Source organism: Thermoleptolyngbya sichuanensis A183, assembly GCF_013177315.1.
GTDB lineage: Bacteria > Cyanobacteriota > Cyanobacteriia > Elainellales > Elainellaceae > Thermoleptolyngbya > Thermoleptolyngbya sichuanensis.
The window spans coordinates 353,326-369,230 of record NZ_CP053661.1; the positions used below are offsets into that span (position 1 = coordinate 353,326).

A 15,905-nucleotide genomic window follows, 5' to 3' on the forward strand; every position below is an offset into this window, starting at 1 on the left:
AGAGGGCGAGCACGATGCAGATTGGTCAATACCTAACACTGGAGGAGTTTTGCACCTGCACGCAAACCTACCAGAAGTATGCGGATCAGATTGCCCCATACCCCGAAAACCTGGAAGAAACCATCCCAGCTTTAGAGGCGCTGTGCCAGCATATCCTTGACCCTGTGATTGCTCACTTCGGCAGGGAGCGGTTTCAGTTGACCTATGGCTTTTGTTCAAAGGATCTGAAGCGGTTTCTGGCTCAGAAAGACCCAAAGACAGGGGTGAAGAATGGGCGGGTTGACCCAAGCCGGGATCAGCACATGGCACATGAGAAGAACCGAAATGGCAAGTATTACTGTTCACGCCTCGGTGCTGCCTGTGATTTTCGGATTGTGGGGTTGGAGAGCGGTGTTGATAGTCTGAGCGATAGCACGGATCGCCTTGTAGAGTGGATTCTAGAGCAGCGATTGCCGTTTGACTCGCTGTACTACTATGGGGGCAATCGGCCCATTCACATTAGTTACGCTCCTCAGCCCAGGCAGAATATTTGGACATTTACAGATGGCGGGGTACCTACCAGGAAAGGACTTGAAAAAATTGGAATGCCTAGAAAAGACGCGGAAACCGATCAAAAGTTCGGCGTGTAGTCGCTTTGATTGAACTTTTATATAGTACAATTGAATTGATTTCTTAAACGGACATTCGTTCTTTATTTCAAGAATGTGCGGTTTTAGGTGCAAACCGGGAATCTTAAAGGTTGCCGAATGCCCCAAACAACCTTCTAAACGACTATTTTTCACCCTATCAGTCTTCATCAATTACCCACACGGGGGATGACGATTTGATAGAAAATTCTTAATTCAGCGGTTTTATTCTGATGTACGATGTTGGCGGTTGTAAGGCATAGGAAACCGAACTGGACTTGTACCTATTTCCGTCATGAGAGAAGTTTCAAACAACTTAGGAAAATTTCTGCTAACCGCTGGCATTGCCCTCTCTCTGCTCGTCGTAGTAGAAGCCCATCAAAAAATGAGCGAAGCCCGCTCTCTCAATGCCTTAGCAACCCAGAACGCGATCCGCACTACGCCCGGTGCTGTGCCTGCCGACCGCTTCATGCCCCAGGTGACCGACCCTTCTACCCGTGACCTGGCTCCTGCGGACTCCACTCGGTCAATTTTTCCCAGACTGCGGCGATCGCCCCAGCCCGCTTCCACCACCTCAACTCCCACGCTCAACCCCAACGCTACGGGAACGATCCAGCCCATCAGACCCAGCGCCAATCCCACAGCGATCAGCGTAGGCGAACCGGGCGCACAGGCTCAGAACATATCCTCCGTTGACGTTGCCCAGGTGGTCGCCCGCAACGAGTGGAGCAATGTTTCCTTCCCGCTAGAGCAGTTCCAGGCATACACCTCGCCCTTTGGCTATCGCCGCTCCATTGAAGGCTATAACTACAACGAGTTTCACTACGGTCTGGATATGGCCGCACCCCAGGGCAGCTACATCCGCACCTGGACAACGGGCGTAGTGGTAGAAGTCACGGACGACTCAAACTGCGGCACTTCGGTTGTGGTGGAGGCTGGGCGCTGGCTCAGCATCTACTGCCACATGGAAGGGCGAGTCGATCGCACAGGCGGTCGCCGCTCTATGCTCGATCGCGCAGGCGGCATCCAAATTTACGAGGGGCAGACGGTTTACGCCGGCCAGCGAGTGGGGCGTGTCGGCATGACGGGTCGCACCACTGGGCCCCATCTGCACTGGGGTTTGAAGTATGACAACAACTGGGTAGACCCGGCACTAGTGCTGCGAGCCATGTACAGCGGCCAGCAAACTGCCCAGGGGCTACCGCAAATGCCTACGCAAATTGCCCGCACGGAAGAAGCAGAAGAGTAGACAGCCGCTACAGTTTAAACTCTTCTGAAGCTCTTCTGAATTCTTCAATAGCGTAGGCTTCTTGCCCGCGCTATTTTTTCACGCTATTTTTTGGGGTGGTTTCTGGGCAAGATACCAGCGGCTCTGCGCCAATGTCGGCCAGCAGTTGGCGATCGCGCTCTTCTGCGGGATTGCCCGTCGTCAGCAGCGTATCGCCATAGAAAATTGAGTTTGCCCCTGCCAAAAAGCACAGGACCTGGGCTTCGCGGCTGAGCTGGCTGCGTCCGGCACTGAGGCGCACCCTCGCCCTGGGCATGGCGATACGGGCAGCGGCACACATCCGCACCAGTTCCAGCGGGTCGATGGGTGGTTGAGCTTCCAGCGCCGTGCCCGCCACGGCCACCAGCGCGTTGATGGGTACGCTTTCGGGATGCGGATTCAGGCTAGCCAAGATACTCAGCATCCGGGCGCGATCGCCCAGCCCCTCACCCATGCCGATGATGCCGCCGCAGCAGACCGAAATGCCCGCCTGCCGAACCCGTTCCAGCGTTTGCAGGCGATCGCCATAGGTGCGCGTGGTGATGATCTGCCCATAAAATTCGGGGCTGGTGTCGAGGTTGTGATTATAGGCAGTCAGCCCCGCCGCAGCCAGTTTTTCCGCCTGGGTGTCAGTCAGCATTCCCGCTGTCACGCAGGCCTCCATGCCGAGCGATCGCACGCCCCGCACCATCTCCAGCATTTGATCAAACGCTTTGCCATCCCGGATTTCGCGCCACGCCCAGCCCATACAAAAGCGCGATGCCCCAGCCGCCTTCGCCCGTTCCGCCGCCGCCAGCACTGTTTCTACCGAGTGAATTGGCTGTGGCTCGACGGTGGTGCTGTAATGGGCCGATTGTGGGCAGTAGGCGCAGTCTTCCGAACATCCGCCCGTCTTCACGCTCAGCAGCGTCGCCAGTTGAATCTGGTTTGGCGGATTGAACTGACGGTGGATCGTTTGGGCACGATGCACCAGATCCATCAGCGGCTGTTGCAGCAAATCGAGAACTTCTTCAGTTGTCCAGTCGTGGCGCAGTACAGGGATAGAAGACGCAGCCATAGGTCTTGACGCAAACATCAGGGCAGGTTCTCATCATATCCCTAGCGGGTGACCCTCTAGCGGGTAGAAGCTTTCAGGAATCTAATTGTGGGTGCTGATTGTGGGTGCTGATTGTGGGTGCTGATTGTGGGTGCTGATTGTGGGTGCTGATTGTGGGTGCTGAAAATTGGGCGTGAAGCCTGAATCTTCAGGTGACTTCAAATTAGAAAATCTTTGGACAAATCCGTCAAGATTTCTCCAATTCCCTGATAGATTTGGGCCAACTCTGTATCACGGATACAATAGGGCGGCAGAATATACAGAACGTTTCCAAGTGGACGTAGCAGCAGACCTTTGGCGATCGCCCGCTGACGAATTTCCAGCGAAATTGTGTTGAGGTATCCCGATCGTTCTTGGGTCACCAGATCCATCGCTGCAATCGTGCCCGTAACGCGCAATTTTTCAACAGCAGGATGGTCTTTCAACTGAGCCAACTGTGCATGATGTTTTGCTTCCATACTGCGAAACTGCGGCTCGTATTCAGTCATTAGCTCTAGCCCTGCCAGCGCCGCCGCACAGCCCAGCGGGTTGGCCGTATAGCTATGTCCGTGATACAGCGTTTTCAGCGGCTCGTCATCATAGAATGCATGGTAAATTTCTTCTGAGCAGACTGTTACAGCAAACGGCAAAAAGCCGCCCGTAATTCCTTTAGAAAGACAGAGAATATCAGGCGAAACGCCTGCTTTATGACAGGCAAACCAATCCCCCGTGCGCCCAAAGCCCGTCATCACTTCATCAAAGATCAGCAGTGTGTTAAAAGACTGGGCGATCGCCCTCAGTTTTTGCAAGAACTGGGGTCTACACATCCGCATTCCACCCGCTCCCTGCACCAGCGGCTCAATCATCACTCCTGCAATGCGATCGCCCCGTTCATCTAGCGCTTTCTCAAGGATTGAAAGCACCTTTGCTTCTGTTTCTTCAGCCGTGCGATCGCCCCAATAGGTTGAGGGAAATGGAACAAACTCCACGTTAAATAGCAAGTTGGAAAACACCGCCGAAAATAAGGAACGCGCACCCACTGACATTGCGCCAAAGGTGTCCCCATGATAGGCTCCATCAAATGCTAGAAATGTGCTTCTTGCCTGCCCCTGATTCACCCAGTATTGATACGCCATCTTTAGCCCGACTTCGACCGCCGTTGAGCCATTGTCAGAAAAGAAGACCCGATTAAACGGAGCGCCCAGTTTTGCGACTAGTTTTTCCGCCAGTTGCTCTGCGGGGTCATGGGTAAACCCAGCAAAAATGACTTGCTCGAGCTGCTGCGCCTGCTGATAGATTGCCTCAGCAATTTTAGGATGGCAATGTCCATAAGTGTTGACCCACCAGCTTGAGATGCAGTCAATCATTTTGTGCCCATTCTCTAGCTCTAGCCAAACACCCTGCGCGGATTTGACCTTTAGCGGTTCCAGCGCCGTTTTCGCTTGGGTGAATGGATACCAAATGTGAGGATGCATGGCTTTAAAAAGGTATTTAAGCTCGAAAAAGCTGATCAAATGCTTGCTTGAGTGTAGCGGGATTGACCTCGGCCAGTGGCTCCAGTTCTGCAAGAATGGGCACGTTGCCGTAGTGGGCGATCGCCGCTCGATTTCCCTCATTTTTGGGGCCGTTCACAATCACACCCAAGATAGGAATTTCCATCCGCCGCAGTTGAGCCAGCGACAGCAGGGTATGGTTAATCGTACCCAACGTGCTGCGAGCCACCAGACAAACCGGAAGCTGAAACTGTCGGATTAAATCAATCACAAAATCCTCTTCATTGAGCGGCACCATTAGCCCACCTGCCCCTTCAATAATGAGAGGTTTATATGGCAGTTGAGAGGGTAGCTGAAAATCGGAAAGATAGATCTGAACGCCATCAATCTCAGCGGCGGCATGGGGAGAGAGGGGCTGCGTTAGCGTGAACCTTTCTGGCAGGAAATGGGAGTCATCTAAACCAGTGACTTTCCGCACGTAATCCGTATCGCTGATCGGATCAAGCCCCGACTGAATCGGCTTCCAATAGGACGCATTCAGCCCAAGAGTTAGCAAGGCAGAGACGACCGTTTTTCCTACGTTAGTATCGGTTCCTGTAATGAAGAATTTTTCTGGAAACATGACGGCATCTTTGGTTAAAGTTTATTGCGAGAAATAGTGAAATAGGCTACGTCATAGTGAATTCCTCCGGAAAGACTTGCAAATTCATCGAGTGCGCTAACCAACTGTTTAAAGTCTGAAATGGAAAGCTTGGTTTGGGAAAGGCTAGTTCCCGCACCAATTTGCTTTAAGCTTCGGAAGAAATCGCGTGAAGACGTGAAGGAAATGCCGATGGATTGTTGCCAATATCGAGTTTGAACAGGCCGAGATGCGAGGAATTGGGCGATCGCCCCCGGATCAGGCAGGGGATTTCCGGTAAAGGGTAAGTCCAGGCTTCGACAGGCTGCTTTCCACTCTGGAAAACTGTGATAGGTCGGAAACGAGATGAGAATTTTGCCGCCCGGTTTGAGGGCAGAAATCCAGCGATCTAGCGCAGGCTCAAGCTGCTGAAACCACTGCACGACGAAGCTGCTAATAATCAACGCATAGCTCCTGGAAATGGGTTGCCAAAGTTCGCCGTCAAGGGTTCTGAAGGTCATTTCAGAGGAATGGCTGATCTGAGAAACTTTCTGCTGGCACACGGTGAGCATTGATTGGGATAAGTCAGTAATTTCCAGAGGGCGATCGCCCATCTTCTTTACTAATCCTTGAGTCAAAAAACCCGTACCGCAGCCAAGCTCAATCACATTTCCAGAAGTCAGTTCAGGACGCACTCGATCGAGTTCCTCTAGCAACCAGGCCGCGCATTCTTTTTGCACCAAAGCTGCCTGATCATATTGCTTTGCAGCTTGTCCAAAGGCTTCTTCAATCTGGCATTTTGCATGGGTTTTCTCTAAAGCATTAGCGCTGTTTTCTAAAATCATGCGGGAGGTAGAGAATGAATAGCGGCGATCGCTCGTTCCCAGCAGCGCTCAAAATGCGTTAAATGCAGCAGATGTCCGGCATCGGGAATCGAGATAAACTCCGCCCTCGCCAGCAGATGCGTGGCTTGCTCAGGGGTATCTGGAAATGGAACAATGCGATCGCTCTGTCCATGAAAGGCAATGGCATAAGATGTTTGCGGCAAGTGGTCGAGATTCTGAATCGACTCATCTAACCGTTGCAAATCTTGCAGCAAGAGTGCAGAATTGAGCCGATTTTCGCGAACCCGAAAACTTTCAGAAGGTTCACACCAGGCTGGATCAATCTCGACGGGTGAGAAACACTTTTTGTAGAAGTTTTGCAAGACCAGGCTCGGTGTTTTTTCAAACTGCTGAATCATGATTTGTAGAATGCTTTTTGAGCGATCGCGCGATCGCCCCGACAGCGGATGAAACGATGAAAATCCGCTGAAGACTAGCACTAGATCGGCCTGATGCATCTGCTCAACTGGACAGAGATGCAGCCCATAGGAATGAGCCAGAATCACTTTACGGGAAGGCTGTTGGCTAAAACCGGGCTGATTGGGCAAGCCAAAATAGCCCCGGTCGAATAGTTGCACCTCAACGCCCGCAGTTTTCAACGCCGCCGCCCACGGCTGCCACAGGTCTGCGTCAAACCCCCAGCCGTGATAGGCGATCGCCTCAATGCCGCTGCCCATGCCCGTTCCTCAACGCGCCAATTAATGATCCTAAATGCTGTCTGGTGTGCTGGCTAGAGAGTGCGAGCCGCAGTCGTGCCGTCCCCTGGGGAACCGTTGGTGGGCGAATGGCCGCAGCAAGGATGCCCTGGGTTTCTAGCCATTGAGCCAGGGACAGCGCCCGTTCCGCCTCGCCCAGCATGATAGGAATAATGTGCGTGGAGGATGGCCCGGTGTCGAATCCTGCCGCCCGAAGCTGGTTTCGCAACGTCTCTGCGTGCCGGGTCAACCTCTGGCGATCGCCCTCCAGACTGGGCATCAGCTTCAGCGCAGCGGCGATCGCCCCAATCACACTGGGGGGCAACGCCGTGGTGTAAATAAAGCCGGGGCAGGCGTTGATCAAATAGTCCCGCAGTCGCGCCGAGCAAACCAGGAACGCACCAAACGCACCAAAGGCTTTGCCCAGCGTGCCCATCGCCAGATCTACGCCAGGATTGCCCATCGCCAGCCCCATTCCCCCTGCACCCAGCACCCCGATCGCGTGGGCCTCGTCCAGATACAAAATCGCGCCGTAGGTCTGCGCCAGGTGAACAAGCCGATCGACATCCGCGCGATCGCCATCCATGCTGAACACCGTTTCCGACACAATCACGACACGACTGTAGCGCTGATTCACCGCCTGTCGCAGCAGCGATTCCAGATGCTCGTGGTCGTTGTGCCGATAGCGGGTTAGCGTGGCGCGGCTGGCTAGTGCGCCGTTGAGCAAGCTGCTGTGAACTAGGCGATCGCACAAGACCAGCGCATGTCGGTCGAGCAGCGCCCCCAAAACCGTTACATTTGCCTGAAACCCAGAATTGAACAATAGCGCCGCTTCGCGTCCGCAGTCCGCCGCCAACGCCGCCTCTAGCTGCTGGTGAATGTCGAAACTGCCCGTCACCAGCCGCGACGCAGTTGCACCCGTGCCGTAGCGCTGCGTATAGTCCTGGGCAGCGGCAATCAGCACCGGATGTTTGGACAATCCCAAATAGTCATTGGCGCTAAAGTTCACCAAGGTCTTGCCCTGCTTTTGCACATGGACGGCATCGAGCGGCACAACCCCTTGGAGCGATCGCCTCGTTTGCTGGCGCGATCGCCCCTCCAAAAACGCCTCAACAAACGCAAACTTGTCCTCTTGCCCCATTCCCGCCAATCGCCAATATCGTCATGCCTGCCGATTTCAAAGCAGCTCCGTTCTTCGTTCTTCCCTCTTCGTTCTTCCCTCTTCCCTCTTCCTCCTTCCCTCTTCCCCAGAAACTTTGTAGAGTAAAGCAGTAGCCCCAACTGATCGCAGCTTCTCATTCTCCCATCATGGCCGACTGGTTAGATCACACCGTTCAAGTCGAAGTCGAAGCGCCCATCGAGCGGGTGTGGGGACTCTGGTCTGACCTAGAGCAAATGCCCAAGTGGATGAAGTGGATCGACTCAGTGACAATTCAGCCAGATAACCCGGACCTGTCGCGCTGGAAGCTGGCCTCTAGTGGGTTCGAGTTTAGCTGGCAGTCCCGTATCACCAAGCTGGTGCAACACCAGATCATGCAGTGGGAATCGGTGGACGGACTGCCCAACCGGGGCGCAATCCGGTTTTACGATCGGGGCGATCGCAGCGTAGTAAAGCTCACGGTGTCTTACGCGATCCCCGGTATTTTGGGCAAAGTGATGGACAACCTGTTTCTGGGTCGCCTGGTGGAATCGACGCTGCAAGCCGATCTCAACCGATTCCGCGACTACGCGCTACGGGCAGAGTTGTCGAGCTAATCGAAAAAATCTCTGGCGCTAGGCGATATAAGAATTTCGGCGCAAAATCTGCGACGCAAGGTTAGTTCCTAATTCACAAGGACAGAGGGCGGGCAGAGAGCGATCGCGCAAGGTCTGAGCAATGCCTGCTCTGGTTCTTCAAGCAACTCCCTACCAAGCCATCTCTCGTATTAGCTTGCAGGCTCCTGATCCAGCCTCCAGCCGGGAGGGTGCATTTTGAGCAGAAAAAATTTAGAATTGCTCGTATATTCTGTTTAAGTTCTACAAATGTTTGAACGGCTTTGTAGCTTTTGTTATTGATCCGTTATAAAAACAATAGATTCCATAGAATTTCTAAACGTTAAACCCAGTTTTTAATGATGCCTCGGATACTTGTAATCGACGACGACGTTTCCATCTCAGAGCTAGTAGCCGTCAATCTAGAAATGGCTGGATATGACGTGAGCCAGGCCGCAGACGGGGTCAAAGGTCAGGCGTTGGCACTGCAACTGTTGCCCGACCTGATTATGCTCGATCTGATGTTGCCAAAGGTAGACGGCTTTACCGTGTGCCAGCGGCTTCGGCGAGACGAGCGCACAGCCGACATCCCCGTGCTAATGCTCACCGCCCTCAGTCAGACCCAAGACAAGGTGGAAGGTTTCAATGCGGGCGCAGACGACTACCTCACCAAGCCCTTCGAGGTGGAGGAAATGCTGGCGAGAGTCCGCGCCCTCCTGCGCCGCACTGATCGCATTCCCCAGGCAGCAAAGCATACGGAAATCCTGAACTATGGCCCGCTGACGCTGGTGCCAGAGCGGCTAGAAGCTATCTGGTTTGACCAGACCGTAAAGCTCACCCATTTGGAATTCGAGCTACTGCACTGCCTGCTGCAACGGCATGGGCAGACAGTTTCCCCTAGCGAAATTCTGAAGGAAGTCTGGGGTTATGATCCCGACGATGATATTGAGACGATTCGGGTTCATGTCCGGCATCTGCGAACCAAGCTAGAGCCTGATCCCCGCCATCCCCGCTATATCAAAACGGTTTACGGCGCAGGCTACTGTCTGGAGCTTCCAGCCACAGCTGCTTCGGCAGAGACGGCAGAAGTATAGAGACGGTAGACGTACAGATCGTCGTGCATGTCCGGCGCAGGGGTATGAGTGCTGCATCAGCACTCTTGCGTTTTTGGGACGTTGTGAAGCGGGTCTGTCTCAATGCTCCCAAATGGCGCTACGGATAGAATTGCTGGAAGCCCCGCACCGCCTGATTGGTAATCCAAATTCACCAGTTCAAATCTGTCAGTTCAAATTCGCCAGTTCAAATTCGAGAACTAACATAGGCGTTTGTCGATTCTCGGCAAAGCCCCAGCGAATCCGTAAATGCGTCCGGCTTAGCAGTAGGGCGTTACATCTACCCGGCATTCGTCTGCTAGGTAACACAGTGCCCGAAACCGAAGCGCTACAACCTCTTCGTAGACGGGATTGAGCTTACACAGCGGCGGAATCCGAAGAATCGTTTTCCCCAAGACCCGCACCTCTCGCTCGAAGGGACACCGGGCGGGGATCGCCTGACAAATCCGACGGGCCTGAGCTTCACTTGAAATTTCAATATTGTTGAGCCATTGGCGTAGGGGTTGCAATGGCGCACACTGCGGACGCAGCGAGGGTGCAACAAATGCTGTTCTGTAGAGCGTGGCTGGGGGCTGGGGGGCTGTATTGGAGTGACTTGTTGCAGCGTCGTTGGGGAGCCATGTCCAGCTAGAGAGCGCCAGATCCGGGGTTCTGTAATGCGACCAATTCATGTCAATACCTCGCCCTGCAATGGAGGGATGTGACGGTGAGAGAAGGACTTTGCGCTAAGTTTGCGTTAATCCGGTAAGTAAACCGCTAAGTAAACCGCGAGAAGGCAGCAAAAGGAGCGGATAAGAAACTGTTAGTTAACCTTTTCTACAAGCTGTAGAGAGCCGCTACTGCAACCAACCTAACGCTTTATTGATGAAGTTGGGGTAGTGCTGTAGACATTGCAGTGTGAATAATTTACGAGCTTTCTAAGCTACGGCTAGAGGTTGATGGGCACACTGCGATCGCCCTCTGCTGCTCTGCCCTCAGATTGCCCCCTGCCTAATCGAAGGATTCGCGTGGGATTACGGAATTCTGGCAATAATGCGATCGCCCTACTGGGGAATTTACGTGCTTTGTAGGCCGTAAAAATGAAAAACGAAGAACGAAGAACGAAGAGGGAAGAACGAAGAGGGAAGAACGAAGAACGAAACGGAAGAATTGTAAGGGGGTAGGGGGTTCTGGGGTGGGGTAGGGTTGGGATTGGTCAACTGCGGGATCGCACAACGTGGTAGGCTCGTAGGGCGATCGCCCACCAATGTTTCTTGCACGGTTGCTTGCTTTCTCTTCGCTTTCCTGTGCTGGCGTTCTCGCTAACTTACCCACTCACTTTTTTCTGGCATCGATCCCTACCATGCACGCGGACTGGCAGACTGCAAAAAGCTACGAAGATATCCTTTACCACAAGGCAGATGGCATCGCCAAAATCACTATCAACCGCCCCCACAAGCGCAATGCCTTTCGCCCAGAGACGGTTGCCGAACTGTACGATGCCTTTAGCAATGCCCGCGAAGATCCCCGGATTGGGGTGGTGCTGTTGACCGGAGCGGGCCCCCACACGGACGGGAAATACGCCTTTTGCGCGGGCGGGGATCAGAGCGTGCGCGGTCAGGGTGGCTATTTAGATCAAGGCGGCACGCCCCGGCTGAACGTACTGGACTTGCAGCGACTGATCCGCACGATGCCCAAGGTGGTGATTGCTCTCGTGGCGGGCTATGCCATTGGCGGCGGCCATGTCCTCCATGTTGTCTGCGACCTCACCATCGCCGCAGATAACGCTATTTTTGGACAAACTGGGCCCAAGGTCGGCAGTTTTGACGGGGGCTTTGGCGCTAGCTATCTGGCCCGCATTGTTGGACAAAAGAAAGCGAGAGAAATCTGGTATCTCTGCCGCCAGTACACCGCCCAGCAGGCCCTCGATATGGGACTCGTCAACTGTGTTGTGCCTGTGGAGCAGTTGGAAGCCGAGGGGATCGCTTGGGCGCAGGAAATTCTGGAGAAAAGCCCAATCGCCATCCGCTGCCTGAAGTCTGCCTTTAATGCTGATTGTGATGGGCAGGCGGGACTGCAAGAGCTAGCGGGCAATGCAACGCTGCTCTATTACATGACAGAAGAAGGCAGCGAGGGCAAGCAGGCGTTTCTGGAAAAGCGATCGCCCGATTTTCGTCAATATCCCTGGCTACCCTGAACGCAAGCGTTGGAGACATTTGGGGCGATCGCTCGAACATGGAGATCACGCCAACAGCTTTCATCATCGAATCCTGATTAAACTTCCCACTTCAAAGATCCCGAACTAGAATGTGTTTGGGAGCAACGCTCTGAGGAGTAAAGTCGCGTAGTCCAACAGAATTTAACAAACAGGATTTAACAGGCAGAATTCAACAGAACCGACTGAACGAGTTCTTGGCAGAATCGCAAACACCACAGGTACAGGCGCTATAAAGCTCTTGCTCCGAGCTGGCTCAGAGTCTGAATCTAGTGAAAAATTGAGTGGGCAGGGTTTTACCTTCTTACGACTTGGGTTGTGGAGTCTTATCTGCCAGGTAGGTCGCTTTACGAAGTTGGGGTAAAGATGTGGTTGTGAGCGGTGCAGGCTTACGGAATCCGATGGGATCAGGCTGTAGACAGCGGTAGAGTGGGTTCTGAAGTCGAATTAGGTCGCTTTCCTCTTGCATAAGCTGGCTGACCAAGGGATATAGGGATATCGGTTAGGACTGTTCAGGGGTGTCTGCGGCGATCAGATTGAGAGAGCATACTTTTTCACCGAGGGTTGTTTGATCATCCATAGGAATTTATTGATGATCATGCCGAGTGTGACCGGAGATATCTATAGGGCTTTAGAACTAAGCTAGCGTCCTAAAAGTCAGGATTTTCAACCTCTTTTCATACTTTCGCTATAAGCTCCTTTTTCGTAAGAATGTTTTAATATTTAGGACGAGGCAATTGTGTCTCGAATAGCTACAAATACCTAAAAGAAGGTTACGACAATCTAGAATAGTCGAATGTGATGTTATAGAGTGTGGTGATTGGAGGTCGAAGATGTTTTTGCGACTTGCAGAACAGCACCGTCGGTTTGTACATGACCTGGTAATGAATCTCCAGGCATTGGCCATTGTGCTGGAGCGCCAGGGTTACCTCGCATCTTGCTATACCTGCGGCGGTCAGATGAACAGCGCGTCCTTTATGGTGAGTCTGGGCGAGAACCACCTGATCCGCTTTTTGGTGTCAGACTATGGCATTACCTGGACAGAAATGCGCGACGATCGCGAGCTAATGAAGCTCGAAGGCGCGGAGGCAATTAGCCAGCTTCAAGAATTGGCGAACCTCGTAAAGTTCCAGATTAAGCCGTCCGATGGGCATGTTTCGCTGGTACGGGTTTCGGGTGGAGCAGCCTAGGGCAGTCTGCGGGCTATGTGCTCAGGCCTTGACAAAGATGTCGTAAAACGACAGCAGTATTTCCACTACGATCAGCACAACAACGTACCACTCTACGCGCAGGCCGCTGTTGTGCTGGAGTAGATCTAATACTGTTTCTGCTGTACTGGAAATCAGTCCTAGCTTGCGTTCTAGAGCCTGATGGCGATCGCGGATTTCATACTCATTTTCTAAGCGGGCGTAAAGTCGCTCCAGTTCGGGTGCTTCCCAAAGCAGGTCGGGTTTGTCGATAATTTCGACCCGACCCACGATTTTATGCTGAATGGATAACGTCCGTCCGAGCTGCCGCAGGAGCTCTTTGCCCCAGCGCTCATTTTTGGTGGTGCGCTGTAGCCCCGCAGCGAAGGGTTCGATTTGGTCGAAGACGCTAGCTGTGCCCAGTTCGTAGTGTGCCAGCACCACGCTCTTAGCCAGCACATCGGCCACCACTTGCAGCGACTCTACGCTAAATTCTTGCAGCGAGATAATGCCATTTTCCACCTGCCCCGCTCGCGACGGCTCGATCCGGAGGGTCGCTTCCTCGGTTTCAGGCTTGCTGAACGGCTCCTGCACTAAGGGTTTCAAGTTATTTAAAAAAGTGGCTTCCTCAATGGGGTCTAACCCGAATAGCACCACTGCGCCATATTTAAAGAGAACCACACAGCCATCGCTTCCAGCGGCGATCGCCAAGGGTTGCCGTCCGAGGGGTGTGGTTGCTTCTAGCGTTCGCAAGTCGAGGCGCTCTCCAAGAAAAATTGCGCGTCCTTTAACTGCGTCTTTGTCAGGAAATAGTAACTTTTGCATGGGGTGAATTTCAATAGGCTTGTCTTTCTAAACCAGCGCAAGCCGCTACTCACCTTCTTGCTGTCGCATGATTAAAAACCAGAAACGGCTCTGTCCAAAGCGTTGTCTCTCTGGAAGGCGGTGGGTTGCTGGGCTGATCATGCCTGAAAACTAGGGGTGCAATTCCTTGCTGAACCAAAGCGGCTGGACAGCAGAACGTCTCGAATTCTGAGGGAAGCCTGCTGTCTGAGCGCTGAAACTTTATCTTAAACGATCTAAATCAGAGTCGTTTGACGAGGATTGTGCGGATCTGTCTTGTCTAGTCAGTTTTCCCTAAATTCGGTGCAACGGATGAAACGGGGTTCGTTATATTTAGCTGTAAGGTCAGAAATCGCGTGACGCAAGTCGAAAATTTCCTGGAGGTATGCCCTTATGCTGGGTTCTGGAAAACCATCCCGCTCGTCCCGACGCCGCATGAAACGGCGATCTGGGCAGGGTGGAACTCAGCCTTTGGGGTCTGTGCCGCCGGCCGCAGGCAGTCGATCGCAATCGGGCGATCGCTCGGCTACAAATCAGGCTCCTCGTTCGGGACATATACTGGCGCGATCGCCCCGGCCCATCTCCCCCCGCGCCTCCTATTCGGCCCAGCCACCGCTGAACTTACGCAACGTCCTGGATCATTCAGAGCGATCGCCCGCTGCTGGCAACGGTCGCCAATCGTCTGAACGGTCGAATCCGCCATCTCTGGCGCTGATCCAACCCCAGCCTCGCTCACTTTCTCCGAATGGGAATCGGCCTGATGCGGCGAGACGACCTGAGCGTCCAGTGGCGCTGGCTCCCCGACCGATGGGGCGATCGCGCTCGACTCCCCGACGGGGACGCGCCCATCCCCCAGCCTCCGCTTCGCCACTACTCTATGCGACTCGCCTGATCATTCTGGGCGTGGGCATTGGGGCAATCGTCGGCACTAGCCTTTCTGTCTGGAATCCGACAATCCGGGCCCAGGACACCACAGCCGCCAGCCTGGCCGCCAGTCCTACCCACGCCCCCAGCCCCACGCCAACTCCTGGCTTTCGCGGTGATCTTGTGCCTGCCAATCCGTCTTCTGCGATTATGAAGCTGCGTCTGGGGCAGCCGATTGCGCCGCTCACGACCACGCTACAGTCGCTTGTGGCTCAGGCTGGGCTGTCGGCTGGCGTGTTTGTGGTGGATTTGGACACTGGGGACTATGTGGACTTGAACGGCAGCACCGTCTATCCAGCCGCCAGCACGATCAAAACCCCCATTCTGGTTGCCTTTTTGCAAGATGTCGATCGGCAGCGGGTGCGCCTGGATGAGGCTCTGACCTTGCAAACGATTGATATCACAGACGGCTCCGGTGAAATTCAGTTTATGGAAGTGGGCAGCCAGCTTAGCGCTCTGGATACCGCGACCAAAATGATCACTATTAGCGACAATACGGCTACAAACATGGTGATTCACAAGCTGGGCGGACTGACCGCACTCAATAGCCGATTTCGCGATTGGGGCATGAGCCACACCGTGCTGAATAATCTCTTGGCGGATTTGCAAGGCACGAACACCACCAGCGCCCGCGATTTGTCGCTGCTCCTAACAGCCGTGATCCAGGGAGATTTGCTGTCGCTGCGATCGCGCGATCGCCTGCTCGACATCATGCGCTCCACAGTGAACAACAGCCTCTTGGCGGCAACTCTCGGGCCGGACGCAAAAATCGCCCACAAAACTGGCAACATCGACAGTCTTTCGGGCGATAGCGGGATTGTAGATATGCCCAACGGCAAGCGCTACGTGATTACCGCCTTGGTGCAGCGGTCGGGCGATGCTGGGTCGGCGGCGCAGCTCATTCAGCAAATTTCTCAGGCAACCTATCAATACTTTGCTCAGCCCCCTGCTGTGGCTATCCCGCCCAATGTGCCGGATTCTACGGCTAATCCCGACACCGCGCCTTCGAGCCAGGATCCTAGCGCCTCTGATCCCGCACAGCAGCCAACTCTTTAGTGACTCAGCCAGCAGGTTGGTGGAAAAAAGCACGTATCCTGCACTCCATCTATCCACTGCTGAGCAATCATTAGAAGAATCTATACATTCCTGCTCTGCGATCGCCCGTGTGCGTCAGCTTCAGACCGACGCACGCCATCCCCTGCAATGTATCGGATCTCGCACGGATCAGATCTCC

The 15,905-nt window shown here is 53.9% G+C and carries 15 protein-coding genes; 7 read left to right on the forward strand and 8 right to left on the reverse strand.

What is annotated here, in order from left to right; genetic code table 11:
• Positions 1-14: 14 nt before the first annotated feature.
• Both HPC62_RS01590 and HPC62_RS24345 read left to right on the forward strand, forming a co-directional pair.
• Complete coding sequence (locus tag HPC62_RS01590) at positions 15-629, forward strand: hypothetical protein (protein WP_172353458.1); 615 nt, start codon at positions 15-17, stop codon at positions 627-629.
• A gap of 679 nt (positions 630-1,308) precedes the next feature.
• Positions 1,309-1,875, forward strand: coding sequence for a M23 family metallopeptidase (locus HPC62_RS24345; protein WP_225906897.1), 567 nt, complete (start codon positions 1,309-1,311; stop codon positions 1,873-1,875).
• A gap of 70 nt (positions 1,876-1,945) precedes the next feature.
• Here the strand turns inward: HPC62_RS24345 and bioB are convergent, their stop codons facing one another.
• From bioB to bioF, 6 genes are all read right to left on the reverse strand, one after another.
• Positions 1,946-2,935 carry a biotin synthase BioB gene (gene bioB, locus HPC62_RS01600; protein WP_172358718.1) on the reverse strand — a complete coding sequence of 330 codons (990 nt, stop codon included), beginning with the start codon at positions 2,933-2,935 and terminating at the stop codon, positions 1,946-1,948.
• A gap of 212 nt (positions 2,936-3,147) precedes the next feature.
• A complete protein-coding gene (gene bioA / locus HPC62_RS01605; protein WP_172353459.1) occupies positions 3,148-4,443 on the reverse strand; it encodes an adenosylmethionine--8-amino-7-oxononanoate transaminase in 1,296 nt (431 codons plus the stop codon).
• A 16-nt stretch (positions 4,444-4,459) separates the two neighbouring features.
• Positions 4,460-5,083 carry a dethiobiotin synthase gene (gene bioD, locus HPC62_RS01610; protein ID WP_172353460.1) on the reverse strand — a complete coding sequence of 208 codons (624 nt, stop codon included), beginning with the start codon at positions 5,081-5,083 and terminating at the stop codon, positions 4,460-4,462.
• A gap of 14 nt (positions 5,084-5,097) precedes the next feature.
• Positions 5,098-5,925: a methyltransferase domain-containing protein gene (locus HPC62_RS01615; RefSeq protein ID WP_172353461.1), complete on the reverse strand. Its 828-nt coding sequence runs from the start codon at positions 5,923-5,925 to the stop codon at positions 5,098-5,100.
• A complete protein-coding gene (locus HPC62_RS01620) occupies positions 5,922-6,641 on the reverse strand; it encodes an alpha/beta fold hydrolase (RefSeq protein WP_172353462.1) in 720 nt (239 codons plus the stop codon). Before HPC62_RS01620 ends, HPC62_RS01615 begins: the two co-directional genes overlap by 4 nt.
• Positions 6,625-7,800, reverse strand: coding sequence for an 8-amino-7-oxononanoate synthase (gene bioF / locus HPC62_RS01625; RefSeq protein WP_172353463.1), 1,176 nt, complete (start codon positions 7,798-7,800; stop codon positions 6,625-6,627). The genes HPC62_RS01620 and bioF overlap by 17 nt, the downstream gene beginning before the upstream one ends.
• 167 nt (positions 7,801-7,967) lie before the next feature.
• On the opposite strand from bioF, the gene HPC62_RS01630 reads away from it, so the two are divergent.
• Positions 7,968-8,414 (forward strand): SRPBCC family protein, encoded by a 447-nt coding sequence (locus HPC62_RS01630; protein WP_172353464.1) that lies wholly within the window; start codon positions 7,968-7,970, stop codon positions 8,412-8,414.
• A 359-nt stretch (positions 8,415-8,773) separates the two neighbouring features.
• Positions 8,774-9,505 carry a response regulator transcription factor gene (locus tag HPC62_RS01635; RefSeq protein ID WP_172358719.1) on the forward strand — a complete coding sequence of 244 codons (732 nt, stop codon included), beginning with the start codon at positions 8,774-8,776 and terminating at the stop codon, positions 9,503-9,505.
• A 278-nt stretch (positions 9,506-9,783) separates the two neighbouring features.
• Here the strand turns inward: HPC62_RS01635 and HPC62_RS01640 are convergent, their stop codons facing one another.
• On the reverse strand, positions 9,784-10,194 hold the full coding sequence (locus HPC62_RS01640) for a Mo-dependent nitrogenase C-terminal domain-containing protein (protein WP_172353465.1): 411 nt from the start codon (positions 10,192-10,194) through the stop codon (positions 9,784-9,786).
• Positions 10,195-10,865: 671 nt separating this feature from the next.
• Between HPC62_RS01640 and menB the strand changes: the two genes are divergently transcribed.
• Both menB and HPC62_RS01650 read left to right on the forward strand, forming a co-directional pair.
• Positions 10,866-11,699, forward strand: a complete 834-nt coding sequence (gene menB / locus HPC62_RS01645; protein WP_068510707.1) for a 1,4-dihydroxy-2-naphthoyl-CoA synthase — start codon at positions 10,866-10,868, stop codon at positions 11,697-11,699.
• A gap of 851 nt (positions 11,700-12,550) precedes the next feature.
• Positions 12,551-12,907: a DUF1815 family protein gene (locus HPC62_RS01650; RefSeq protein ID WP_172353466.1), complete on the forward strand. Its 357-nt coding sequence runs from the start codon at positions 12,551-12,553 to the stop codon at positions 12,905-12,907.
• Positions 12,908-12,928: 21 nt separating this feature from the next.
• Here HPC62_RS01650 and HPC62_RS01655 read toward each other — a convergent pair whose 3' ends face one another.
• Positions 12,929-13,729, reverse strand: coding sequence for an RMD1 family protein (locus HPC62_RS01655; RefSeq protein ID WP_172353467.1), 801 nt, complete (start codon positions 13,727-13,729; stop codon positions 12,929-12,931).
• 453 nt (positions 13,730-14,182) lie between these two features.
• Here HPC62_RS01655 and HPC62_RS01660 point away from each other — a divergent pair, with 453 nt between their 5' ends.
• Positions 14,183-15,727 (forward strand): serine hydrolase, encoded by a 1,545-nt coding sequence (locus HPC62_RS01660; protein WP_172353468.1) that lies wholly within the window; start codon positions 14,183-14,185, stop codon positions 15,725-15,727.
• The last annotated feature ends 178 nt before the right edge of the window (positions 15,728-15,905 follow it).